The organism is Hydrogenophaga sp. (genome assembly GCF_041913525.1).
In the GTDB taxonomy this organism is placed as follows: domain Bacteria; phylum Pseudomonadota; class Gammaproteobacteria; order Burkholderiales; family Burkholderiaceae_C; genus Hydrogenophaga.
This window is the reverse complement of the sequence record NZ_JAYSFD010000006.1, coordinates 216,339-238,878: the sequence shown is the minus strand read 5'-3', so window position 1 is coordinate 238,878 and position 22,540 is coordinate 216,339. Positions and strand designations below refer to the sequence as shown.

General features: G+C 68.4%; 20 protein-coding genes. 10 read left to right on the top strand and 10 right to left on the bottom strand.

Features of this window, described 5'->3' with window-relative positions; translation table 11 throughout:
• Nucleotides 1-129: 129 nt before the first annotated feature.
• From gltX to ACE3RQ_RS10235, 8 genes are read right to left on the bottom strand one after another with little or no spacing between them, the layout of a single operon-like run.
• Nucleotides 130-1,518, bottom strand: coding sequence for a glutamate--tRNA ligase (gltX, locus tag ACE3RQ_RS10270; protein WP_374521875.1), 1,389 nt, complete (start codon nt 1,516-1,518; stop codon nt 130-132).
• 1 nt (nt 1,519) lies between these two features.
• Complete coding sequence (locus ACE3RQ_RS10265) at nt 1,520-2,719, bottom strand: O-succinylhomoserine sulfhydrylase (protein WP_374521874.1); 1,200 nt, start codon at nt 2,717-2,719, stop codon at nt 1,520-1,522.
• Nucleotides 2,719-4,221, bottom strand: a complete 1,503-nt coding sequence (gene purF, locus ACE3RQ_RS10260) for an amidophosphoribosyltransferase (protein WP_374521873.1) — start codon at nt 4,219-4,221, stop codon at nt 2,719-2,721. Before purF ends, ACE3RQ_RS10265 begins: the two co-directional genes overlap by 1 nt.
• Before the next feature lie 21 nt (nt 4,222-4,242).
• Complete coding sequence (locus tag ACE3RQ_RS10255) at nt 4,243-4,728, bottom strand: CvpA family protein (protein ID WP_374521872.1); 486 nt, start codon at nt 4,726-4,728, stop codon at nt 4,243-4,245.
• 20 nt (nt 4,729-4,748) lie between these two features.
• Nucleotides 4,749-5,465, bottom strand: a complete 717-nt coding sequence (locus ACE3RQ_RS10250) for an SPOR domain-containing protein (RefSeq protein ID WP_374521871.1) — start codon at nt 5,463-5,465, stop codon at nt 4,749-4,751.
• A 36-nt stretch (nt 5,466-5,501) separates the two neighbouring features.
• Entirely contained in the window at nt 5,502-6,827 is a 1,326-nt protein-coding gene (locus ACE3RQ_RS10245; RefSeq protein WP_374521870.1) for a folylpolyglutamate synthase/dihydrofolate synthase family protein, read from the bottom strand.
• The gene (locus ACE3RQ_RS10240) at nt 6,824-7,987 is read right to left on the bottom strand and encodes a hypothetical protein (RefSeq protein ID WP_374521869.1); all 1,164 of its coding nucleotides are present in this window, start codon (nt 7,985-7,987) and stop codon (nt 6,824-6,826) included. Before ACE3RQ_RS10240 ends, ACE3RQ_RS10245 begins: the two co-directional genes overlap by 4 nt.
• On the bottom strand, nt 7,969-9,210 hold the full coding sequence (locus ACE3RQ_RS10235; protein WP_374521868.1) for a hypothetical protein: 1,242 nt from the start codon (nt 9,208-9,210) through the stop codon (nt 7,969-7,971). Before ACE3RQ_RS10235 ends, ACE3RQ_RS10240 begins: the two co-directional genes overlap by 19 nt.
• A gap of 87 nt (nt 9,211-9,297) precedes the next feature.
• Between ACE3RQ_RS10235 and ACE3RQ_RS10230 the strand changes: the two genes are divergently transcribed.
• The 8 genes from ACE3RQ_RS10230 to ACE3RQ_RS10195 all read left to right on the top strand — a co-directional run bounded on the left by ACE3RQ_RS10230 (nt 9,298) and on the right by ACE3RQ_RS10195 (nt 17,757).
• Nucleotides 9,298-9,645, top strand: coding sequence for an ArsC family reductase (locus tag ACE3RQ_RS10230; protein WP_374521867.1), 348 nt, complete (start codon nt 9,298-9,300; stop codon nt 9,643-9,645).
• A gap of 56 nt (nt 9,646-9,701) precedes the next feature.
• On the top strand, nt 9,702-10,019 hold the full coding sequence (locus tag ACE3RQ_RS10225) for a pyrimidine/purine nucleoside phosphorylase (RefSeq protein ID WP_374521866.1): 318 nt from the start codon (nt 9,702-9,704) through the stop codon (nt 10,017-10,019).
• A gap of 6 nt (nt 10,020-10,025) precedes the next feature.
• The gene (gene argG, locus ACE3RQ_RS10220) at nt 10,026-11,372 is read left to right on the top strand and encodes an argininosuccinate synthase (RefSeq protein WP_374521865.1); all 1,347 of its coding nucleotides are present in this window, start codon (nt 10,026-10,028) and stop codon (nt 11,370-11,372) included.
• A gap of 158 nt (nt 11,373-11,530) precedes the next feature.
• On the top strand, nt 11,531-14,164 hold the full coding sequence (locus ACE3RQ_RS10215) for a M14 family zinc carboxypeptidase (RefSeq protein WP_374521864.1): 2,634 nt from the start codon (nt 11,531-11,533) through the stop codon (nt 14,162-14,164).
• A 289-nt stretch (nt 14,165-14,453) separates the two neighbouring features.
• The gene (locus ACE3RQ_RS10210; RefSeq protein ID WP_374521863.1) at nt 14,454-15,485 is read left to right on the top strand and encodes an ABC transporter substrate-binding protein; all 1,032 of its coding nucleotides are present in this window, start codon (nt 14,454-14,456) and stop codon (nt 15,483-15,485) included.
• 66 nt (nt 15,486-15,551) lie between these two features.
• Nucleotides 15,552-16,373: an ABC transporter ATP-binding protein gene (locus tag ACE3RQ_RS10205; RefSeq protein ID WP_374521862.1), complete on the top strand. Its 822-nt coding sequence runs from the start codon at nt 15,552-15,554 to the stop codon at nt 16,371-16,373.
• A gap of 10 nt (nt 16,374-16,383) precedes the next feature.
• On the top strand, nt 16,384-17,139 hold the full coding sequence (locus ACE3RQ_RS10200) for an ABC transporter permease (protein WP_374521861.1): 756 nt from the start codon (nt 16,384-16,386) through the stop codon (nt 17,137-17,139).
• A gap of 141 nt (nt 17,140-17,280) precedes the next feature.
• The gene (locus ACE3RQ_RS10195) at nt 17,281-17,757 is read left to right on the top strand and encodes a nucleoside deaminase (RefSeq protein WP_374521860.1); all 477 of its coding nucleotides are present in this window, start codon (nt 17,281-17,283) and stop codon (nt 17,755-17,757) included.
• 22 nt (nt 17,758-17,779) lie between these two features.
• Here the strand turns inward: ACE3RQ_RS10195 and ACE3RQ_RS10190 are convergent, their stop codons facing one another.
• Nucleotides 17,780-18,802: an isopenicillin N synthase family dioxygenase gene (locus ACE3RQ_RS10190; protein ID WP_374521859.1), complete on the bottom strand. Its 1,023-nt coding sequence runs from the start codon at nt 18,800-18,802 to the stop codon at nt 17,780-17,782.
• Nucleotides 18,803-18,971: 169 nt separating this feature from the next.
• On the opposite strand from ACE3RQ_RS10190, the gene ACE3RQ_RS10185 reads away from it, so the two are divergent.
• A complete protein-coding gene (locus ACE3RQ_RS10185; protein ID WP_374521858.1) occupies nt 18,972-19,802 on the top strand; it encodes an urease accessory protein UreD in 831 nt (276 codons plus the stop codon).
• A 93-nt stretch (nt 19,803-19,895) separates the two neighbouring features.
• Entirely contained in the window at nt 19,896-21,566 is a 1,671-nt protein-coding gene (locus ACE3RQ_RS10180; protein ID WP_374521857.1) for a tetratricopeptide repeat protein, read from the top strand.
• Between the two features lie 13 nt (nt 21,567-21,579).
• On the opposite strand, the gene urtE is transcribed toward ACE3RQ_RS10180, so the two are convergent.
• Nucleotides 21,580-22,278 carry an urea ABC transporter ATP-binding subunit UrtE gene (urtE, locus tag ACE3RQ_RS10175; RefSeq protein ID WP_374521856.1) on the bottom strand — a complete coding sequence of 233 codons (699 nt, stop codon included), beginning with the start codon at nt 22,276-22,278 and terminating at the stop codon, nt 21,580-21,582.
• Nucleotides 22,279-22,540: the final 262 nt, after the last annotated feature.

The window sequence follows — 22,540 nt, the reverse complement described above, 5'->3', positions numbered from 1 at the left end:
ACCGCTGACCTCTTGCATGCCATGCAAGCGCTCTCCCAGCTGAGCTATACCCCCACAGGGTTACCAGTTTGGCTCTGAATCTTTCGATTCGTTGCGTGTTCCGGTAAGCCTCGAATTATAGAGAGGTTTTTAGCGTTTTTGCAAGAGGCCCAAAATTTTTTTTCGGTCTTGCAGTTCGAGCACCGCATCAAGGGATGGCGTCTGGGGGGTGCCCATGGTGAGCACCCGCACCGGCATGGCGAGCTGGGGCATCTTCAAGCCGTGCTCGGCCAGCACGGCCTTGATGGCGGCGCCGATGCCGGCCTTGTCCCAGGTGCAGGCGTCGAGCTGGCGCACCAGCGAATCAATGGCGGGCTTCACCGCGTCGGTGACGTGCTGGGCCAGGTCGTCAGCGCTGGGGGCGGCGTCTGTGTAGAACAGCGCGGCCCAATGGGCCAGGGCCACGGTGGTGTCGCAGCGGTCTTTGAACAGGCCGCAGATGCGGGGCAGGCGCTCGTCGGCGTCAATGCCGCGCTTCTTGAGCTGCTCGGCCACCAGCGGGGCCAGGGCGTCGTCGGCCATGGCCTTGAGGTGTTGGGCGTTCACCCAGCGCAGCTTGGCTTCGTCGAACTGCGCGGCGCTGCGGCCAAGGTGGTCCAGATCGAACCACTGCAGGAACTGCTCGCGGCTGAAGATTTCGTCGTCGCCGTGGCTCCAGCCCAGACGGGCGAGGTAATTCACCATGGCGTCGGGCAGGTAGCCTTCGTCGCGGTACTGGGTGACGGGCTTGGCGCCGTTGCGCTTGCTCATCTTCTCGCCCTGCTCGTTCAGCACGGTGGGCAGGTGGGCGTACACCGGCGGCTCTTGGCCGAGGGCGCGGAAGATGTTGATCTGGCGCGGGGTGTTGTTGACGTGGTCGTCGCCGCGGATCACGTGGGTGATGCGCATGTCGATGTCGTCCACCACCACGCAGAAGTTGTAGGTGGGGGTGCCGTCGGGGCGGGCGATGACGAGGTCATCGAGTTCTTCGTTGCGGATCTCGATGCGGCCCTTGACCTTGTCGTCCCAGGCCACCACGCCATCTTGCGGGTTCTTGAAGCGCAGCACGGGCTTCACGCCCTCGGGCACGGGCGGCAGCACCTTGCCGGGCTCGGGGCGCCAGGTGCCGTCGTAACGGGGCTTTTGCTTGGCGGCCATCTGGCGCTCGCGCAGGGCGTCGAGTTCTTCCACGCTCATGTAGCAGGGGTACACATGGCCGCTGGCCTGCAACTGGGCCAGCACTTCCTTGTAGCGGTCCATGCGCTGCATTTGGTAGAAGGGCCCTTCGTCGTGGTCCAGGCCGAGCCACTGCATGCCTTCGATGATCACGTCCACCGCGGCCTGGGTGGAACGCTCCAGGTCGGTGTCTTCGATGCGAAGGATGAAGTCGCCCTTTTGCGAGCGCGCGAAGGCCCAGGGGTAGAGGGCCGAGCGGATGTTGCCCAGGTGGATGAAACCGGTGGGCGACGGAGCGAAGCGGGTGCGGACGTGCTGGGTCATGTCAGAGCGAGGAGAGGCCGCGGTCAAGGTCGGCCTGAATGTCGTTGAGGTGTTCGAGGCCCACGGCCACGCGGATCAGGCCTTGCACCACGCCGGCGTCCTGGCGCTGGGCTTCGGTGAGGCGGCCGTGCGAGGTGCTGGCGGGGTGGGCCATGAGGGTTTTGGTGTCACCCAGGTTGGTGGACAGCGACATCACCTTCAAGGAGTCGAGCACGTGGAAGGCGCGGGCGCGGGCCTGGTCGGCGTCGGCTGCCTTCACCACGAAGGACAGCACGGCGCCGCCGTTGCCCGATTGCTGGGCCAGGGCGAGCTGGTGCTGCGGGTGGCTGGGCAGGCCGGGGTAGTACACGCGCTCGACCGAGGGGTGGGCTTCGAGCCAGCGGGCCAGGCCCAGGGCGCGCTCGGACTGGGCGCGCATGCGGATGTCCAGCGTCTCCAGGCCCTTGAGCACGACCCAGGCGTTGAAGGGCGCCAGCGTCATGCCGGCGCTCTTGAGCACGGGCAGGAAGACCTTGTTGACGCGCTCTTGCGTGGAGCACAGGGCACCGGCCATCACGCGGCCCTGGCCATCCAGGTACTTGGTGCCCGAGTGCATGACGATGTCAGCGCCCAGCGCGATGGGCTGCTGCAGGGCCGGGGTGGCGAAGCAGTTGTCCACGCAGAGCAAGGCGCCGGCGTTGTGGGCCAGGTCGGCCAGGGCGCGGATGTCGCACACCTCGGTGAGGGGGTTGGTGGGCGTTTCGGCGAACAGCAGCCGGGTGTTGGGCTTGATGGCGGCCTTCCAGGCGGCCAGGTCGGTCTGGGGCACGAAGCTCGACTCGACGCCGAACTTGGCCAGGTCGCTGCCGATGAGCTTGATGGTGGAGCCGAACATGGAGCGCGAGCACACCACGTGGTCGCCGGCCTTGAGCAGGCCCATGCACATCATGAGGATGGCCGACATGCCCGAGGCGGTGGAGATGCAGGCCTCGGCGCCTTCGAGCGCGGCCAGGCGCTGCTCGAAGCTGGCCACGGTGGGGTTGCCGTAGCGGCCGTAGGTGAAGCCGTCTTCGTCGCCGGCGAAGCGGCGGGCGGCGGCCTCGGCGCTGGGCTGCACGTAGCCGCTGGTGAGGTAGAGCGCCTCGGAGTTTTCGCCGTACTGGCTGCGCTCGGCGGCGGCGCGCACCGCCAGGGTGTCTCGGTGCAGGGGCTGCTCGCTCATCAAGACTCCTGCGAGTTGGGCAAGGCCAGGCGCGAGGTGTCTTCCTGGCCCTCTTCGGCCTGCGGGCGCGACTGGTTCAGGCGGGCGATGTCGTGGGCGGTGATGTCGCCGGTGACGTACACGCCGTCAAAGCACGAGGCATCAAAGCCGTCGAGCGCGGGGTTGAGCGAGGCCACCGCGTGCTTCATGGCGTCCACGTCCTGGTAGATCAGGGCGTCGCAGCCGATGAGCTCGCGAATCTGATCGACGGTGCGGTCGTGGGCCACCAGCTCTTCGGGCGTGGGCATGTCGATGCCGTACACGTTGGGGAAGCGCACCGGGGGCGCGGCACTGGCCAGGTAGACCTTGGCGGCGCCGGCGTCGCGCGCCATTTGCACGATCTCTTTCGAGGTGGTGCCGCGCACGATGGAGTCGTCCACCAGCAACACGTTGCGGCCCTTGAATTCGCTGCCGATCACATTGAGCTTCTGGCGCACCGACTTCTTGCGCACGCCCTGGCCGGGCATGATGAAGGTGCGGCCGACGTAGCGGTTCTTCACAAAGCCTTCGCGGTAGGGGCGGCCGATGAGCTGGGCCAGCTCCATGGCGCTGGGGCGCGAGGACTCGGGAATGGGGATCACGACGTCGATCTCGTTGGGCGGCACGGTGGAGATCACGCGCTTGGCCAGCGAGGCGCCCAGGTTCAGTCGCGACTGGTACACCGACACGCCGTTGATGACCGAGTCGGGCCGCGCCAGGTACACGTATTCAAAGATGCAGGGCTTGAGCGAGGGGTTCGCGGCGCACTGCTCGAACTGGGCCTTGCCATCGAGCGACACGAACACCGCCTCGCCGGGCGCCACGTCGCGCTCCAGCTCGAAGCCAGTGCCTTCCAGGGTGACCGATTCGCTGGCCACCATCACGCTGTCGCCCTGGCGGCCGATGCACAGGGGGCGGATGCCGAAGGGGTCGCGGAAGGCCAGCAGGCCGTGGCCGGCAATCAGCGCCACCACGGCATATGAGCCCTTCACGCGCTGGTGCACGCCGCGCACGGCGGCGAACACGTCAGCGGGCTTGAGCGAGTTGCCGCGCGAGACCTTTTCCAGTTCGTGCGCCAGCACGTTGAGCAGCACCTCGGAATCGCTCTCGGTGTTGATGTGGCGGTGGTCGGTCTGGAACAGCTCTTGTTTGAGCGCGTGGGCGTTGGTGAGGTTGCCGTTGTGCACCAGCACCAGGCCGAAGGGCGCGTTCACGTAGAAGGGCTGGGCCTCTTCTTCGCTGTAGGCGTTGCCGGCGGTGGGGTAGCGCACCTGACCCAGGCCGCAGTTGCCCGGCAGGGCGCGCATGTTGCGGGTGCGGAACACGTCGCGCACCATGCCCTTGGCCTTGTGCATGAAGAACTTGCGCTCTTGCTGGGTGACGATGCCGGCGGCGTCTTGGCCGCGGTGCTGCAGCAGCAGCAACGCGTCATAGATGAGCTGATTCACCGGTGCCTGGCTGACCACGCCCACGATTCCACACATGTCTGGATCCTTCGAAAAGTCTTACGGTATGTAGCGGGCCACTGCCTCGGGGAGCAGCGGCCGAATGTCATGCAGGGTGGACGACAGCACACCGGCCACGGCCGATTGCTGCCACCAGGGCGCCGATTGCAACTGCAGCACGGTCACCACCAGTGCCGCCGCCAGCAGAATCACCACGCCACGCGCCAGGCCAAAAGCCCCACCCAGCAGGCGGTCCACCGGCCGCAGGCCCACCGAGGCCACCAGCTTCTGCACCGCCCAGGCGATGAGCCCCCCGGAGAAGGCCACCGCGATAAAGATCAACACAAACCCCACCACCAGCCGCACCGCCGGCGACAGGCCGTCGGTGGGCAGCCACTGGCCCACATCGGCCGCATAGGCCTGGGCCAGCACAAAGGCCGCCACCCAACCCGCCACCGACAGCACCTCGTACATGAGGCCGCGCCACAGGCCCAGCGCCACCGACAACAGCAGCACCGCCAGCAGCACCCAATCGGTCGCGACCATGTTCACCCGCCCCGCAACGATCAGAGGGTGAGGATGGCGGCGCTCAGGCCCAGGGCCTTGACGCGAGCAGCAGCCTTTTCGGCCTCGGCTCGACTGTCAAACGGGCCCAGACGAACGCGGATGCGCCGCCCCTCGGCAGTCTGGGCCACATGGGTGTAAGTCTTCAGTCCAGCACGCTCGAGCTTCTGGCGCACCTCGCGGGCGCGGGCCTCTTCGGCGAAGGCACCCACCTGCACCACCACACGCTGCACCTCGGTGGAGGCGGCCGGGGTCTTGCCCTCCAGCAGCGCGGCGGCACGGGCGGCCTCGCTGGGCGCGGCGGGCTTGGGTTCGGACTGGGGTTTGGGTTCTGGCTTGGGCTCGGCCTTGGCCTCGGCTTGCGCGGGTGCCTTGGCCTCGGGCTTTTCCGCCGCCTTATCCGCCACCTTTTCCTCGGTGATCATGGGCAGCGGCGCGGCGCGTGTCGGCTCGGGCGCGGCCTGCTCGGCGGGCTTGGCTTCGGGCGCGGGGGCGGCCTTGGCCGGTGCGGCCGGTGCCTGGCGCGAGGGAATGTCGATGGGAATGTCCACCGCGATGGGGCGCGGCTGGGTGTCAAACAGCAGGGGGAAGCCGATCACGCCCAGCAGCACCAGCACGCTGGCGCCAATGAGGCGGTGGCGGGCCCGCCGCCGCACCGCTTCGACGCTCTGCGGAGGAGCCGGGGGATTGCCCTGGGATGCGGAGCGGGAACTGATCATGCGGTAGGGAAGGCCACGCGGGTGGCCAGTACGGGTTCAGGGGGCCAGGTGCTTGGCGGCCAGTCGGGGCACGCCGTCCTGCAACACGCCGCCGACGGTGTAGAACGATCCGAAGACCACGATTCTATCAGCCGGGTCTGCGGCGGCCACCGCCGCGGCCAGGGCCTGGGCGGGGTTGGCGTGGCAGCCGGCCACCTTGCCCTGGCAGCCTGGCACCTGCTCCATGAGCTCGGCCAGGGCCGGTGCCGCGATGGCGCGCGGCAGGGGCAGATCGGTCAGGTACCAGCGGTCGATGAGCGGGGCCACGCGCCCCACCATGGCGGCCAGGTCTTTGTCGGCCATGGCGCCGAACACCGCGTGGGTGGTGGGGTGGTAGCCCATGGCGTCGAGGTTTTCGGCCAGCGCGGCCACCGAGTGCGGGTTGTGGGCCACGTCCAGCACCAGGGTGGGCGTGCCGGGCACGATCTGGAAACGCCCGGGCAGCTCCACCAGGGCCAGGCCGGCGCGCACCGACTGGGCCGTGACCGGCAGGCGCGGGCGCAGGGCCTCAAGGGCGGCCAGCACACCAGCGGCGTTCACCAACTGGTTGGCGCCGCGCAGGGCCGGGTAGGCCAGGCCGCTGTAGCGGCGCCCGCCGCGCGACGGGTGCGTGGCCCAGCCCCATTGCTGCTTGTCGCCGGCGAAGTGGAAATCGAGGCCGATGCGCCAGAGGTCGGCGTCGATCTCTTTGGCGCGGTCCAGCACGCTTTGCGGCGGCATGGGGTCGCTCAGCACCACCGGGCGGCCGGTGCGCATGATGCCGGCCTTCTCGTAACCAATGGCCTCGCGGTCGGGGCCGAGCAGGGCCATGTGGTCCAGGGCGATGCTGGTGATGACGGCGCAGTCGGGGTCGATGATGTTCACCGCGTCCAGCCGCCCGCCCACGCCCACTTCCAGAATGGCCACGTCCACCCGCGCGCGCCAGATGGCGGCCAGGGCCACCACGGTGTCGATCTCGAACTGGGTGAGGCGGTGGCGCCGCGCGCCGGGCTCGAAGTGCAGGTAAAGCTCGTCGAGCTGCTCGTCGTCGATGAGGTCACCGCCCAGGGCGATGCGCTCATGGAAGCGCACCAGGTGAGGCGAGGTGTACACGCCGGTGCGGTAGCCCGACTGGCTGTAGATGGTGTTGAGCAGGGCCACGGTGGAGCCCTTGCCGTTGGTGCCGGCCACGGTGATGCACACCGGCGCGGGCAGTTGGCTGAAGGGCGACTCGGCCCAGCAGGCGCGCACGCGGTCCAGGCCCAGCTCGATGCCGGCGGCCTCGAACTCGTCGCGGATGCGCTGCCAGGGGCGCGCAAGGGTATCGGGGGATGTGGCGGTCATGGTTCGGTGCGGGAAGACAGGCGTTTCTTGAGCCAGCGCACGATCTTGCGCGTGCGGCTCCATTGGGTGAGCACGCCCCACAGCACGATGCCCGCGCCGATGATGACGGCGAACACCCACCAGAAGATGGGGCGACGCAGCGCATTGTCGGTGGCCTCGTCGTAGAAGGGCTTCATCTGCAGCGCGTTTACCGCCAGGGCCAGGCCCAGGATGGTGCTGACGAAGACGATCATCTCGATGGACTTGATGCGCGCCGAGGTGACGTAGGCGTTCTGCATCTCCAGGGCCTTGGTGGTTTCTTCGGCCTGCTCGGTCAGGTAGCTGAGCTGCATTTCCAGGCGCAGCACCTCCAGGCAGCGGAAGATGTGTTCCAGCAGGGGCGAGCCGGGGAAGGCCCGGTTTTTGAGCAGGGCTGTCTTGCGCGCGGCCACCACCTGCTTTCTCACCAGCAGCAGGCGGCGGAACTCTTCGTCCCAGTCGCCGTTCACGCTGACCGCGAGCAAATTGCGCTCAATTCGCTGGCACACGAGCCAACAGTAGAAGAAGTAGGCGGTGGCGCAGGCCTGGGCCACCAGCTCGCCCGCCGGCGCCTGGGCGTCGGCAGGCCCACCCGGCACCAGGTACATGCCGGGGCGAAAGCGCTCGCTGAAGGGCGTTGCCGTGCGCGGCCAGGCCCATTGCCAGCCGGCCAGGCAATCGTGCAGGGCCTGCTGGGTGGCGAAGCGGCCGTTGATGTGCTGGGTGGGGGCCTCTGCCGTGGGGCGCAGGGCCAGCACCAGCACCAGGTCGTCGCCCTCGACACCGTCCAGGTCGCTGCAGGCGCTGTGCGCCAGCACCGCCGCGGCCACCCGGAAGTGGCCCTGGGTGCGGTCCACGTTGAGGGCGATCACCTCGTCGGGCAGCTCATCGATGACCCGAGCCCGCGAGAACAGGCGCCCGAACTGGGCGTGAAAGATGGCGGTGGAGCGCGCGCCCATCAAGGCGGTGCGGGCGCGCTCGGCCATGGCGGGGGCCTGGCTGGCGGGCAGGCCGCTGGCCACCAGGGCGTCAAACGCGCTCTCGCGGTGGCGCAGGGTGTCCAGGCGGGCGCCGGTGTCGGTGGACACGCGCTCCGAGCCACGGAAGGACAGGCACAGAAAGGTCAGGTGGTCGGTGGACAAGGCTCAGGGCCTCCCAGGTGAATGCCAAAGACAGCCCGCATGGTGCGGGTGAACACCTGCACGCCGATGACATACAGGCCCCGGCGCGAGTCGGCGTGCTGGACCAGCCGCTGGCGGGCGGCGGCCACATCAGGAAACACCACGTCCAGCAGGCCCAGGGGCGCCACGTCGGGGTGCTCGACCAGCCAGTCAGACCGCACATGGCCGACCGGGCTGGTCAAGGTGAAGGCGGCCAGGTCGCGCAGGCCGGCCGCGCGCAGGCGGGCCAGGATGCCGGCCACGGCCTTGTCGTCGGGCAGGCCCAACACCACGGCCGCGCCCTCGCGGGCCAAGCGGTGCAGAAAGGCGTCGTCCAGCGAATCGGGGTGCACCACCGGCTCCAGCCAGGCGGGCACGTCGCCCAGGCGGGTGTCGGTGAACGAGGGCGAGCCGAACCAGCGAAAGGGCAGCCCGGGCGCCAGGGCGGCCAGGGCGTCGGCGGCGATCTGGCGGTCCGTTGCCAGCCAGGCCGGCACGCTGCCGTCGCCCAGCGCGGGCGGCGCGGGCGACACCTGGGCATGGGCCGGCAGGGTGCGCCCCAGGGCCACGGCCTGTTCGGCCACCTGCTGGCCCACCACCAGACGCTGCGCGCGCGGGGCCAGCGAGAGCTTGTCGTCCCAGATGTCGGCCACGGTGGGGCCGATGGCCTTGAGGTGCTCGCCATGCACCGAGGTGACCACGGCCAGGGCGGCGTCAAGCGGGCCGATTTCGTCAAAGCGCACGCCACGCCCGCCTTCGATCACCACCCAGCGCACCCCGCGCTCGCGAAACCAGGCCAGGCCCACCGAGAGGAACCAGCCGGTGGGCGAGAGGTAGCGGCCCTCGCCGGCCTGGGCCGCCATGGCGGGCTGGTGGCGGGCGATGTCTTGCCACAGGCGATCGAAGGTGGCGGCGTCGATGGGCTGGTTGTCGATGCGCAGGCGGTCCAGGTGGCCGCGCTCTTCGGGGCTGAGCACCAGGCCCACCGGGCCCTGGGCCTGCAGGTTCCAGGCCAGGTGGCGGGTGACGGTGCCCTTGCCCTTGCTGCCGGTGACCAGCACGGTGCGGGCCGGGTCGGGCCGCCAGCCGCGCTCGTCCCACAGGCGGGCGAAGGCCCAGGGCGCGCGCGACTCGCGGTCGGGCCGCGCGCCGTGGGCCGCGAAATGGCTCGCGTACGATTCAAAGATCCCGTCAAACTGGTCCATGCTGCTGCGTGTCACGCGCCACCCGGTGGCGGCGCGGCCGCGAGTATGCCGCCTCCCCCTGCCCCCTCCCCGCTTCGAGGTCTTCCCATGATCACCGTTCACGGCATTCCCAACTGCGACACCGTCAAGAAAGCCCGCACCTGGCTCACCGAGCAGGGCCTGGCCTACACCTTCCACGATTTCAAGAAACAGGGCGTGCCCGAGGGCGCGCTGGCCCAGTGGCTGCAGGCCGTGGGCTGGGAAACGCTGGTGAACCGCAAGGGCACCACCTGGCGCGGGCTGGACGAGGCCACGCGCGCCGCCGTGGTGGACGCCGACAGCGCCCGCGCCGCGCTGCTGGCCCACCCCAGCCTGATCAAACGCCCCGTGGTGCAGTGGGGCGACGGCGCCGTCACCGTGGGCTTTGACGCCGCCGCCTGGGCCCAGCGCCGCTGAGCGCGCGTGGGCCCGGCCTAAAATCGCGGTTTCGCCTTCACCAGCCCTATTCCCAAATGAGCACCACCCAATTCAGCGGCGTGACCGTCGCCACCCAGGCCAATGTGTACTTTGACGGCAAGTGCGTGAGCCACGGCATCACCCTGGCCGACGGCACCAAGAAGTCGGTGGGCGTGGTTCTGCCCGCCACGCTGACCTTCAACACCGGCGCGCCCGAGATCATGGAATGCGTGGCCGGCTCGTGCGAGTACCTGCTCAGCGGCGCCACCGAATGGGTCAAGAGCGGCCCTGGCGACAAGTTCAACGTGCCGGGCAACAGCAGCTTCCAGATCCGCGTGACCGAGCCCTACCACTACATCTGCCACTTCGGCTGAACCCACATGGCCACCATCCTGCAACACCTGCCCAAGGGGCAAAAAGTCGGCATCGCCTTCTCTGGCGGCCTGGACACCTCCGCCGCCCTGCTGTGGATGAAGAAGAAGGGCGCCCTGCCCTTTGCCTACACCGCCAACCTCGGCCAGCCCGACGAGAGCGACTACGAAGAGATTCCGCGCAAGGCCATGGCCTATGGCGCCGAGCAGGCCCGCCTGATCGACTGCCGCCTGCAACTGGCGCACGAAGGCATTGCGGCCATCCAGTGCAGCGCGTTTCACATCAGCACCGGCGGCATCACCTACTTCAACACCACCCCGCTGGGCCGCGCCGTGACCGGCACCATGCTGGTGGCGGCCATGAAGGAAGACGACGTCCACATCTGGGGCGACGGCTCGACCTTCAAGGGCAACGACATCGAGCGCTTCTACCGCTACGGCCTGCTCACCAACCCGAGCCTGAAGATCTACAAGCCCTGGCTGGACCAGACCTTCATCGACGAGCTGGGCGGCCGCAAGGAGATGAGCGAGTTCCTCATCGCCAACGGCTTTGACTACAAGATGAGCGTGGAGAAGGCCTACAGCACCGACAGCAACATGCTGGGCGCCACCCACGAGGCCAAAGACCTGGAGCACCTGAACAGCGGCATCCGCATCGTCAACCCCATCATGGGCGTGCCGTTCTGGCGCGAAGACTGCGTGGTAAAGGCCGAAGAAGTGACCGTGCGCTTCGAGGAAGGCCAACCCGTGGCCCTGAACGGCCAGACCTTCGCCAGCCCGGTGGACCTGATCATGAAGGCCAACGAGATCGGCGGGCGCCACGGCCTGGGCATGAGCGACCAGATCGAGAACCGCATCATCGAAGCCAAGAGCCGCGGCATCTACGAAGCCCCCGGCATGGCGCTGCTGCACATCGCCTACGAGCGCCTGGTCACCGGCATCCACAACGAAGACACCATCGAGCAGTACCGCATCAACGGCCTCAAGCTGGGCCGCCTGCTGTACCAGGGCCGCTGGTTCGACCCGCAGGCCATCATGCTGCGCGAAACCGCCCAGCGCTGGGTGGCCCGCGCCGTGACCGGCGAGGTGACGCTGGAGCTGCGCCGTGGCAACGACTACAGCATCCTGAACACCGAGTCGCCCAACCTGACCTACGCGCCCGAGCGCCTGTCGATGGAGAAGGTGGAAGACGCGCCGTTCAGCCCGCTGGACCGCATCGGCCAGCTCACCATGCGCAACCTCGACATCACCGACACCCGCGCCAAGCTGGGCATTTACGCCAAGACCGGCCTGGTGTCGCTGGGCGAAGGCGCCAGCATGCTGCGCCTGGAAGGCGAAAAGGGCAGTGGCAACTGAGCCAGCGCCTGCCGCCTTGAGAAGCCGCCTTCGGGCGGCTTTTTTGTGCCTGCTGGCAGGCGCGCCCCTGGCCCGGCGAATCCTCCAGTCGGCGGTTGACCGCGCTCGGTCGGCGGCGCAAGATCGTTCGGCTCGATCGAGGTGGCAGGAGGCATTCCATGGACAAGACTGGTCCCCGCTGGCCCGTGGCCAGCCCCGCGTTCCTTTCCGGCCCCGGCCATGGGGCAAGGACGCCCCGCCTGGCGGGCGCCGCCTTGGCCCTGGCGCTGCTGCTGAGCGCCTGCGGCGGCGGTGGCGATGCGCCGGCCTCGGCAGACCGCGCCACCCTGGCGGCCAAGCCCTCCACGGGCGCCGTCACCACCTGCCCCGCCTTTCCCGCCACTGCCGCGCCCCTGACCCCTTTGCCCACGGCCGAGCAAGTGCTGGGCTTTGCCTTGGGCAGCCGCGAGGTGACGAACGAAGAGGCCGCCCTGTACATGCAGACGCTGGACGCCGCCAGCCCGCGCGTGGTCACGGGCGTGGCGGCCCGCTCGGTGCAGGGGCGCGACCTGGGCTACGCCATCGTGGGCCGCGAAGACCGCCTCACGCCCGCCGGCCTGGAGGCCATTCGCACCGCCATTGGCCAACTGGCCGACCCGAGCACCCCGCCCGCGGTGGTGGCCAGCCTGGCCGCCAGCACGCCGGCCATTCTGTGGGTGAGCGCCAACGTGCACGGCAATGAGGAAAGCGGGGCCGACGCCGCGCTGCGCGTGCTCTACGAGCTGGCCGCCCGCGAAGACTGCGCCGCCCAGCGAATTCGCGACAACGCCATCGTGGTGGTGCTGCCCATCCAGAACCCCGACGGGCGCGCGGCCAACACGCGGCGCAACGCGTATGGCTTTGACATGAACCGCGACTGGTTCGCGCGCACCCAGCCCGAGACCGAGGGCAAGCTGGAGCTGATGCGCCAGTACCGCCCGGTGCTGCACATCGACGCGCACGAAACCAGCATCAAGGGCTTCTTCTTCCCGCCCACGGCCGACCCCACTTACCACGAGGTACCGCAGACCGCCTTTGGCTGGATCAACGGCCTCTATTCGCCCGCCATTGCCGCCACCTTCGACCAGCGAAAGATTCCCTATTTCCATGGCGCACCGTATGACCTCTACGCCATGATCTACGGCGACTCGGTGCCCACCGTGGGCTTTCACGCCGCGGGCATGACCTTCGAGAAATACAACGGCGCGTCCATCGCCACCCGCACGCAGGAGCACTACCTGGCCATGTGGTCGTCGCTGTGGGCGGCCTCTGGCCAGAAGGCCAGCGTGCTCGCCGCCTGGCACGCCTCGCAGGCCGAGGCGCAGGCGCAGGGCGCGCTGGGCGACCTGCAGCCCAACGCCCTCACCTACGACGGCAAATCGCTCTACCAGCAGTTGCCGGGCAATGGCGCGGGGCTGGTGCGGCACTACTTCCTCACCAACACCGACCCCAGCCGCGCGCGCGACGTGGCCAAGCTCGTGCGCCGCTTGCAGCGCATGGACGTGCAGGTGTGGCAGTTGCAGGAACCGCTGTCGGTGGCGAACTTCCGCCCCTACGGCGGCAGCGAAGGCCCGACCACCCTGCCAGCGGGCACCTACTGGATTCCCATGGCCCAGCCCCAGAAGCACTGGGTGCAGGCCATGCTGCACCACGACCCCTACATCCCGGTGAGCTTCAGCTACGACATCTCGGCCTGGAGCAACCCGCTGCTGATGAACCTCTCAGGCGGCTCTTCGCGCGACGTGCTCTCGGCCCGCGCCCGCCTGGCGCCGCTGCAAGCCGCCCCCGCCCCGCAGCCCCTGCCCAGCACGCTGCCCCGCATCGGCCTGTTCGAGATGGCCGACGCCACGGCCTTTGAATCGGCAGGCTCGGTTCGCCACCTGTTCGAGCAGGTGTGGGGCCTGCCCTACCGCTCGGTGAGCGCCGCGCAAATCGCCGCCGGCCTGAGCGACGTGGACGTGCTGCTGGTGCCTGACGGTTACGCCAACGGCGCGCTCAAGGCCCTGGGCACCAGGGGGCAGAAGGCGCTGCGGGCCTGGGTGGAGCAAGGCGGGCGCTACGTGGGCTACCTGGGCGGCACCGAGCTGGCCGTGAAGACCGGCATCAGCACGGTGGTGCTGTCCACCTCCAAGACCGCCGCGCCCGGCACGCTGATTCGCGTGCAGTTCAGCCCCACCGACCCGCAGCTCAACCCCCTGGCCCAAGACCTGGGCAGCGCCTGGGTGATGTACAACGACGACGCCGTGATGCTCGCCAGCCCCGGCCTGGCGGCGGCCAGCTTCCCCGCCGCCCCGCTGAGCACCTCGGGCCTGGCCATTGGCGTGGACGAGCTGGCCGGCAGCACCGCCGTGGCGGACGAGCCCGTGGGCCTGGGCCGCAGCGTGGTGTTCTCGTTCGACCCCAACTTCCGCGGCTGGACCGACGGCACCCAGCGCCTGCTCTGGAACGCCCTGCTCGGGCCCAACCCGGTGGCCGTGGCGGCCCTCTCGGCCGAACAGCGCTTGCTGGCCACCGACACCGCCATGCAGGCGGCCAAGGCACTGCCCGACAGCGGCAAGGCCATTCGCATCGCCGTGCAGACCACCGACGCCGACCTCGCCCGCGCGGTGCTGAACCGCTACGGCGCCGAGTACAAGGAATCGGGCAAGGCCGGGCGCACGGTGTTCGTGATCGCCAACCGCGAAGGCCTCAGCCGCGAAGAACACCCCTACGCCCTGGCCATGCTGCGCGAGCTGACGCAGCGGCTCACGCCGATCGCGGTGAACCTGCCCTGAGCACCAGGCCGCGCCCAGCGCACCGCACCGCTGCACCGCCACGGTGCCAGCGGCGCGGCACAGGCACCCAAGCGGTGCCTGGCCACCCTGGCGATGCACCGTCTAGGGTTATTCAGGATGTCGGCCGACCAGCGCTGCCGAACAATGTGTATACAAGTTTTGTGCTCACTTGAGGCCATTCAGGCGTGTGGGCGGCTGCTGGCTGGCACCGTCCTTGCTTGGTTGTGCGCAACTGTTCTTGTACGCAATCTTTTCGGCACGTTCAACCCCTAGCGCCTCTGGAGTTCCCATGACCAAACGCCTTTTCCTCAAGACCGTGGCCGCGCTGGCCACCGTGGCCGCCGTCGGCACGGCGCACGCCCAGACGCCGATCAAGTTCCAGCTCGACTGGCGCTTTGAAGGCCCGGCCGCGTTGTTCCTGCAGTCGGCCGCCAAGGGTTACTACAAGGCCGCGGGCCTGGACGTGAGCATTGACGCCGGCAACGGCTCGGGCGGCACCGTCACCCGCGTGGCCTCGGGCACTTACGACATGGGCTTTGCCGACGTGGCCGCGCTCATGGAGTTCCACGCCAACAACCCCGACGCGCCCAACAAGCCGGTGGCGGTGATGATGGTCTACAACAACACGCCGGCCGCCGTGCTGGCGCTGAAGAAAAGCGGCATCAGCAAGCCGGCCGACCTGAATGGCAAGAAGCTGGGCGCCCCGGTGTTTGACGCGGGCCGCAAGGGCTTCCCCATTTTCCAGAAGGCCAACAACGTGAGCAACGTGGCCTGGACCTCGATGGACCCGCCGCTGCGCGAGACCATGCTGGTGCGCGGCGACATTGACGCCATCACCGGCTTCTCCTTCACCTCGCTGCTCAACCTGGAAGCGCGCGGCGTGAAGACCGAAGACGTGGTGATCCTGCCCTACGCCGAACACGGCGTGAAGCTCTATGGCAACGCGGTGATCGCCAGCCCCAAGCTCATCAAGGAGAACCCGGCCGCGGTGAAGGCCTTTCTGAGTGCCTTCGCCAAGGGCGCCAAGGAAGCCATGGCCAACCCGGCCGCCGCCATTGACACGGTGAAGGCGCGCGACGGCATCATCAACGTGGCGCTGGAGACGCGCCGCCTGCAACTGGCGGTGGACTCGGTGGTGGCCAGCGCCGATGCGCGCCGCGAGGGCTTTGGCCAGGTGAACCCGGGCCGCCTGTCGCTGATGGCCTCGCAGGTGTCAGACGCCTATGGCACCAAGACCCGGGTGGACCCGAGCGCCATCTGGAACGGCAGCATGCTGCCGAGCGCGGCCGAGCTGAACGTGCTGCCGCCAGCCAAGAAATAAGGCACCACCCTCGCGCGACACGGCCAGCCCCCCAGCGCGGTGGCTGGCCTTTTTTCAGGATTGCCCATGCAAGACAACGCCCCCTTCGTCGATTTCGACCAGGTCTGGCTGGCCTACAACGACGAGCTGCTGGCCAAAAACCAATTCGCGGTGGAAGACATCAACCTGAAGGTCGGCCGTGGCGAGTTCATCGCCATCGTCGGCCCCTCGGGTTGTGGCAAGTCCACCTTCATGAAGCTGGCCACCGGGCTGAAGATGCCCAGCATGGGCAAGATCCGCATCGACGGCCAGCCCGTGACCGGGCCGCTGAAGATCTCGGGCATGGCGTTTCAGGCGCCCAGCCTGCTGCCCTGGCGCACCACGCTGGACAACGTGCTGCTGCCGCTGGAGATCGTGGAGCCCTTTCGCCACCAGTTCAAAGACCGGCGCAAAGAGTTCGAGGAACGCGCCAAGAAGCTGCTGGCCAGCGTGGGCCTGGGCGGCATGGAGAAGAAGTACCCCTGGGAACTCTCGGGTGGCATGCAGCAGCGCGCCAGCATCTGCCGCGCGCTCATCCACGAGCCCAAGATGCTGCTGCTCGACGAGCCCTTTGGCGCGCTGGACGCCTTCACCCGCGAAGAGCTGTGGTGCACGCTGCGCGACCTGTGGGAAGCGCAGCAGTTCAACGTGATCCTGGTGACGCACGACCTGCGCGAGAGCGTGTTTCTGGCCGACACGGTGTACTGCATGAGCAAGAGCCCGGGGCGCTTCGTGGTGCGCCGCGAGATTCCCATTCCCCGCACGCGCGACCTGGAGGTGACTTACACGAAGGAGTTCACCGACATCGTGCACGAGCTGCGCGGCCACATCGGCGCCATGCGCAAGGCCGGCGCCGTCATCAACCAGTGAGGTCTTCCCCATGAAACGCAAACAGATCGAACGCTGGTCGCCCCTGCTGCTCTTGCTGGCCATCGTCGTGGTGTGGGAGGTGATCACCAGCGGCTTTGGCGTGTCGGAATTCATCTTCCCCAGCCCCTCGCGCATCTGGTCACAGACCATGGAGCACAGCACCGTGATCCTGGGCCACGCCTGGCGCACCTTCTGGGTGACGATGGCGGGCTTTGGCATTGCCATCGTGGTGGGCGTGCTGCTGGGCTTTCTGATTGGCAGCTCGCGCCTGGCCTACGCGGCGGTGTACCCGCTCATGACGGCCTTCAACGCGCTGCCCAAGGCCGCCTTCGTGCCCATTCTGGTGGTGTGGTTCGGCATTGGCGCGGGCCCGGCCATCCTCACGGCCTTTCTCATCAGCTTCTTCCCCATCATGGTCAACATCGCCACCGGCCTGGCCACGCTGGAGCCCGAGCTGGAAGACGTGCTGCGCGTGCTGGGCGCCAAGCGATGGGACGTGCTCGTGAAGGTGGGCCTGCCGCGCTCGCTGCCCTACTTCTACGGCTCGCTCAAGGTGGCCATCACCCTGGCCTTCGTGGGCACCACCGTGTCGGAAATGACGGCCGCCAACGAAGGCATCGGCTACCTGCTGATCTCGGCCGGCAGCTCCATGCAGATGGGCCTGGCCTTCAGCGGCCTGCTGGTGGTGGGCCTGATGGCGATGCTGATGTATGAGCTGTTCAGCTTTGTGGAGAAGCACACCACGGCCTGGGCGCATAGGCGGTGAGCCAGAACTAAGCCCCCCCTGCGCGCCTGACGGCGCTTCCCCCCTGCTGCGCGGGGGGGGGACGGCACCAGCGGCCCGGCGAAGCCGGTTCCGCGGTGCCCCTGGACAACTCCCCCTCACTCCACGATGTTGGCGAACGCCATGAGCCCTGACCAGATCACCCGCCACCTGCGCCGCGCCAACGAGGTGGCTTTGCGCGCCCAACGCATGGGCCGCCACCCGTTTGGGGCGCTGCTGGTGGCGCCCGATGGCGAGACGGTGCTGGCCGAGCAGGGCAACATTGACACGGTGCACCACGCCGAGGCCACGCTGGCGCGCACCGCCTCGCTGAACTACCCGGCCGATTACCTGTGGGGCTGCACCCTGGTCACCACCTTTGAGCCCTGCGCCATGTGCGCCGCCACCGCTTACTGGGCCCACATCGGCCGCGTGGTGTACGGCGCCAGCGAAGAGGCGCTGCTGGCCCTCACCGGCCACCACCCCGAAAACCCCACCCTGGCCCTGCCCTGCCGCGAGGTGTTCGCGCGCGGGCAAAAGGCCATTGAGGTGATCGGCCCGGTGGCCGAGCTGCAGGCCGAGCTGCTGGCGCCACACAAAAACTTTTGGGCCGCGCGATAACGGCGCCGGCGCGGGGGGCGTCTCAATACCGCTTGTTGAAGTTCGCGCGAATGCGCTCGGCCAGGTAGTCACCGGCCGTGATGGGCGGGTACTTGCCCGCGGGGGATTCGATCAGTGCGTCGGTGTTGGCCTGGCAGAAAAAGGCCAGGCTGTAGCGCGGGCCCATGTGCTCGCCCGGCGCCGGGTTGCGCACGCGGTGGAAGTTGCTGGGCAGGCGGTCGTCGCTCCAGCGCATGAGCATGTCGCCGATGTTGCAGGTGATGAGGTCGTCGCGCGCGGGAATGCTGGTCCATTCCTGCGCCTCGTGTTCCTTGCCCGGGCACACCTGCAGCCCGCCCTGCCCCTCGCGCTGGTACAGCAGGGTGAGGCAGTCAAAGTCGGTGTGGGCGCCGGCGCGCCACAGGCCCAGGTGGTGCTGGTCTTCGGGCGCAATGGCGTAGTAGTGCAGCAGGCGCAGCGTGCTTTGGTAGGTGTCGCGGGCCGGGTCGTGCGCGCGGGTGAAGAAGTCGCGGTCGAAGCCCAGCTTGTCGGCCAAGCACGAGAGCACCTTCATGCCCACGGCCCAGCTCGCCTGCTCAAAGGCCAGCAGGGTGTCGCGAAAGCCGGGCAGCTCGGCCTCGCTGGGGTAGAGCCCGGCCATGCGCGGGCGGGTGATCTGGTAGCTCTCTTTCTGGTCGGCCGTGCCGGTGGAGGGGCGCACCTGGGCGCGGCTTTCCCAGCCGGCGTTGCGCGTGAGCGGGTACTGGGCCTTCACCTCGGTGGGCAGGGCGAAGAAGCGCTGGCTCATGGCGAAGGCCTCGTCGATCTGCTGGCGCGGCACGCCGTGGTGGGCCAGTTGAAAGAAGCCCACGTCCACCGCGGCGCTCCAGAGCTGTTCGGTGATTTCGGCGCGGCGGGCGTCGAAGTCGCTCAGGTCGATCACGCGAATCTCGCGCGCCTGGGTCTCGGTGCCCATGGCACCCATGCGCGATTCTTTCTGCAGCTCGGTGAGGGAATAGGGGGTGGTTTCTGTGGTGATATGGGTGTCGGCGGTGGTCATGAACATCTCCTGAAGACAAGGGGCTTCAAGAGCAATTTCCGGCCGGCCGCACCCGGCCGGTGAACGCTTCTACTCTTGGCCAGGGCCATGCAGGTTTCAGGCCAGGCCGGCTGGCACGCCGCGTGCGTGCCCTGGCGCTGACTTCGCTTCTGACTGGCCCCTACACTCCCCGCCCATGCCCTGGCACGCCCGACTGCAACTTGAATACCGCCGCGACGCCGATCGCACCGTGCTGCACCACGCCCACGAGGGGCCGCTGCGTGTGCTCAAAAGCCTCTACCCCGAGGGGCACGCCATCTGCCACAACGTGCTGGTGCACCCGCCGGCCGGGCTGGTGGGCGGCGACCGGCTGGACATTGACATTCGCCTGCAGAGCGGCACCCACGCCCTGATCAGCACCCCCGGCGCCACCCGCTTCTACCGCAGCGAAGGCGAGCTGGCGCAGCAGCACGTGCGCGTGCAACTGGAGGCCGGCGCGCGACTGGAATGGGTGCCACTGGAGACCATTGCCTACCCCGACTGCATCGCCCACAACCACTGGAGCGCCACCCTCGCCCCCGGCGCCGAGTGCCTGGGCTGGGACGTGTGCGCCCTGGGCCTGCCCGGTGCTGGCCAGCCCTTTGACCGTGGCACGCTCACCCAGCACCTGGGCATACCGGGCCTGTGGCGCGAAGAAGCCACCATCGACGCGGCCGACACCCGCCTGCTGCAATCGCCCCTAGGCCTGGGCGGGCAGCGCTGCATGGGCACCCTGTGGCTGGCCAGCGGCTCGCCCCTGGAGCGCCCCCGCCGCGAGGCCCTGCTGGAGGCCGTGCGCGCCGCCCTGGAAGGCGCGCCCGAGGGGGTGCAGGTGGCCGCCACCTGCCCCAACCCGCAAATGCTGGTCGTGCGTGGCCTGGCCCCCCTGGTGGAGCCCCTGGCCACCGTGTTCCAGCGCGCCTGGGCCGTGCTGCGTGCGCGAGCCTGGGGCCTGCCGGGCACCCCGCCGCGCATTTGGCGCGTGTAATTCGTCACCAAGTTTTCAGTTACATCTTTAGTCCTCCGAAAAAAGGCCGACACAAAGTCAATTCATTGCTTTGTGTTCTTTTTTCGCAGGACGATGCTGCCCCACGCCACCCACAACCCGCTGCACGAGTGCCAGGCCCTGGTGGTCGAGGGCAACCCGCAGTGCCGCGCCATTCTGGTGGCGCAAATGCGGGAACTGGGCATTGCTGGCGTGCACCAGTGCGCCCGCGTGAGCGATGCACGGCGCAAGCTGGAGCACAACCGCTTCGACATCGTCATCTGCGAACAATTTTTCGAGCGCGACAGCCAGACCGGGCAAGAGTTGCTGGACGACCTGCGGCGCAACCAGATCCTGCCCTTCTCCACCGTGTTCGTGATGCTCACCGCCGAGGCCAGCTACAGCCGCGTGGCCGAGGCGGCCGAGTCGGCGCTTGACGCCTACCTGCTCAAGCCCCACACCGGTGCGCGGCTGACCGAGCGCATCCTGCAGGCGCGCCGGCGCAAGGTGGCGCTGCAGGCCATCTTCCAGGCCATCGACGAGCAAGACCACCAGCGCGCCGCCGACCTGTGCCTGACCCGCTTCCAGGCCCGCGCCCCCTACTGGCTTTACGCCGCGCGCATCGGCGCCGAGCTGTTGCTGCGCGCCGGGCGCATCCCCGACGCCCTGGCTCTGTACGAAGCCGTCATCCAGGCCAAGACGGTGCCCTGGGCCCGCCTGGGCGTGGCCCGAGCCCAACTGGAAGACGGGCAGCACGCCAAGGCCCTCACCACCCTGCAAAGCCTGCTGCAGGAAGACAACGCCTACGCCGACGCCTATGACCTGATGGGCCGCGCCCAGTTCGAGCAAGGCCAGTTCGATGCCGCGCTCAACACCTTCGAGATGGCCACGCGCCTCACGCCCAACTCCATCAGCCGCCTGCTCAAGCACGGCATGCTGGCCTATTACAGCGGCGACCGATCCAAAGGCCTGGACCTGCTGGAGAGGGCCACCCGCCTGGGCGTCGATTCCAAGATGTACGACCCCCAGGCCCTGGTGCTGCTGGCCATGGCCGCCCTGGACAACAATGACCAGCGCAAGCTCATGCGCTGCGTGGCCCAGCTCACCCGCATCTACGAGCGCAGCTTTGATCCAGAGCGTCCGCGACGGCTGCTGCTGGTGGTGCAGGCCCTCAACGCTATCCAGCACAAACAAAGCACCCAGGCCCGCGACCACACCGACACCCTCATGGCAGATGTGCGAAGCCCCGAATTCGACGTGGAATCCGCCTGCAACCTGCTGGGCCTCATGGGACGGCTACTGCACCGCGGCAGCCTCACCCAGACGGGCGACAGCATCATCGACACCATCGCCTTGCGCTTTGGCACCAGCCGCGCCCTGAGCGACTGGCTGGCCAAGGCCGCCCCCGAAGAAACTGGCTGGCGCGCGCGCCTGGGCGCAGGCTACGCCGAGATCGTGCAGCGCAGCGCCAGCGCCATGCGCCTGAGCCTCAAGGGCGACCCCAGCGGCACCGTCACCCAACTGCTGCGCGAAGGCCAGGCCACGCTCAACGGCAAGCTCATCGAAACCGCGCTGCAAGTGCTGCTGCGCTACCGCGACCGCATCCCCGATGCCGACACCCTGGAGGCCCAGATTCAGGCCTTGCGCGCCAGCTACGGGCTGCGCCAGCTCAAGCTGGGCGACCCCTCTGGCAATGCCCGCGCCCCTGGCGGCATGGCCCTGCCCACCCCCAGCGTCATGCGCGGCGAAACCGTGATTCCGGCCTGAAGCCCAGGCCCGCTCAGATCGCCACCAACTGGCGAATGCCCTTGGCCGCCATCTCACTGCCCGGGCCGCTGGCCACCACCTCGCCGCGCTCCATCACCGCGTAGCGGTCGGCCAGTGCTTCGGCGAAGTCGTAGTACTGCTCCACCAGCACGATGGCCATGTCGCCCCGGTCGGCCAGCAGGCGAATGACCCGGCCAATGTCTTTGATGACACTGGGCTGAATGCCCTCGGTCGGCTCGTCCAGGATGAGCAGCTTCGGCCCCCCGGCCAGCGCCCGCGCAATGGCCAACTGCTGCTGCTGCCCACCCGACAGATCGCCCCCGCGGCGCCCCAGCATTTGCTTGAGCACCGGGAACAGATCGAACAGCTCAGGCGCAATGGGCGTGCCCCCCGGCTTGGTGGCCAGGCCCATTTGCAGGTTTTCCTGCACCGTGAGCCGCCCAAAGATTTCGCGCCCCTGCGGCACATAGCCCATGCCCAGGCGGGCGCGCTCAAATGGCGTGAGCCCCACCACGCTCTGGCCGCTCAGGGTGACGCTGCCGCTCTTGGCGGGCACCAGGCCCATGAGGGTTTTGAGCAGGGTGGTTTTGCCCACGCCGTTGCGGCCCAGAACGACGGTGACCTCGCCCAGTTCGGCGCTGAGGTTGACGTTGCGCAGGATGTGGCTGCCGCCGTAGTACTGGTTGAGGTCTTTGACTTCTAGGAGGGGCATGTTGTGGTCCTCAATTGGGTTTGGGCGGTGAAGAGGTGTTGTTGCTTTCGAGGCAGGCCGGGTCTCGGCCCGGCGGCCGACCTACTTTCTTTGCTTCGCCAAAGAAAGTAGGCAAAGAAAGGCGACCCCCACTGCCCGTGTCCCGGCGCATGGCGCCGGGCAACCTGCGCTGCTCGCCGAATGCGGGAAGGCCGCAAACTCGCCTTCGGCTCAGACATGCGGCCTTCTTTTTCCGCATTCGCCTGTGCTGCTCGGCACGTGC

What these genes read in the sequence shown, in the direction of transcription:
- gltX (WP_374521875.1), bottom strand. Translation starts at nt 1,518, where the DNA reads ATGACCCAGCACGTCCGCACCCGCTTCGCTCCGTCGCCCACCGGTTTC.
- ACE3RQ_RS10265 (WP_374521874.1), bottom strand. Translation starts at nt 2,719, where the DNA reads ATGAGCGAGCAGCCCCTGCACCGAGACACCCTGGCGGTGCGCGCCGCC.
- purF (WP_374521873.1), bottom strand. Translation starts at nt 4,221, where the DNA reads ATGTGTGGAATCGTGGGCGTGGTCAGCCAGGCACCGGTGAATCAGCTC.
- ACE3RQ_RS10255 (WP_374521872.1), bottom strand. Translation starts at nt 4,728, where the DNA reads ATGGTCGCGACCGATTGGGTGCTGCTGGCGGTGCTGCTGTTGTCGGTG.
- ACE3RQ_RS10250 (WP_374521871.1), bottom strand. Translation starts at nt 5,465, where the DNA reads ATGATCAGTTCCCGCTCCGCATCCCAGGGCAATCCCCCGGCTCCTCCG.
- ACE3RQ_RS10245 (WP_374521870.1), bottom strand. Translation starts at nt 6,827, where the DNA reads ATGACCGCCACATCCCCCGATACCCTTGCGCGCCCCTGGCAGCGCATC.
- ACE3RQ_RS10235 (WP_374521868.1), bottom strand. Translation starts at nt 9,210, where the DNA reads ATGGACCAGTTTGACGGGATCTTTGAATCGTACGCGAGCCATTTCGCG.
- ACE3RQ_RS10230 (WP_374521867.1), top strand. Translation starts at nt 9,298, where the DNA reads ATGATCACCGTTCACGGCATTCCCAACTGCGACACCGTCAAGAAAGCC.
- ACE3RQ_RS10225 (WP_374521866.1), top strand. Translation starts at nt 9,702, where the DNA reads ATGAGCACCACCCAATTCAGCGGCGTGACCGTCGCCACCCAGGCCAAT.
- argG (WP_374521865.1), top strand. Translation starts at nt 10,026, where the DNA reads ATGGCCACCATCCTGCAACACCTGCCCAAGGGGCAAAAAGTCGGCATC.
- ACE3RQ_RS10215 (WP_374521864.1), top strand. Translation starts at nt 11,531, where the DNA reads ATGGACAAGACTGGTCCCCGCTGGCCCGTGGCCAGCCCCGCGTTCCTT.
- ACE3RQ_RS10210 (WP_374521863.1), top strand. Translation starts at nt 14,454, where the DNA reads ATGACCAAACGCCTTTTCCTCAAGACCGTGGCCGCGCTGGCCACCGTG.
- ACE3RQ_RS10205 (WP_374521862.1), top strand. Translation starts at nt 15,552, where the DNA reads ATGCAAGACAACGCCCCCTTCGTCGATTTCGACCAGGTCTGGCTGGCC.
- ACE3RQ_RS10200 (WP_374521861.1), top strand. Translation starts at nt 16,384, where the DNA reads ATGAAACGCAAACAGATCGAACGCTGGTCGCCCCTGCTGCTCTTGCTG.
- ACE3RQ_RS10195 (WP_374521860.1), top strand. Translation starts at nt 17,281, where the DNA reads ATGAGCCCTGACCAGATCACCCGCCACCTGCGCCGCGCCAACGAGGTG.
- ACE3RQ_RS10190 (WP_374521859.1), bottom strand. Translation starts at nt 18,802, where the DNA reads ATGTTCATGACCACCGCCGACACCCATATCACCACAGAAACCACCCCC.
- ACE3RQ_RS10185 (WP_374521858.1), top strand. Translation starts at nt 18,972, where the DNA reads ATGCCCTGGCACGCCCGACTGCAACTTGAATACCGCCGCGACGCCGAT.
- ACE3RQ_RS10180 (WP_374521857.1), top strand. Translation starts at nt 19,896, where the DNA reads ATGCTGCCCCACGCCACCCACAACCCGCTGCACGAGTGCCAGGCCCTG.
- urtE (WP_374521856.1), bottom strand. Translation starts at nt 22,278, where the DNA reads ATGCCCCTCCTAGAAGTCAAAGACCTCAACCAGTACTACGGCGGCAGC.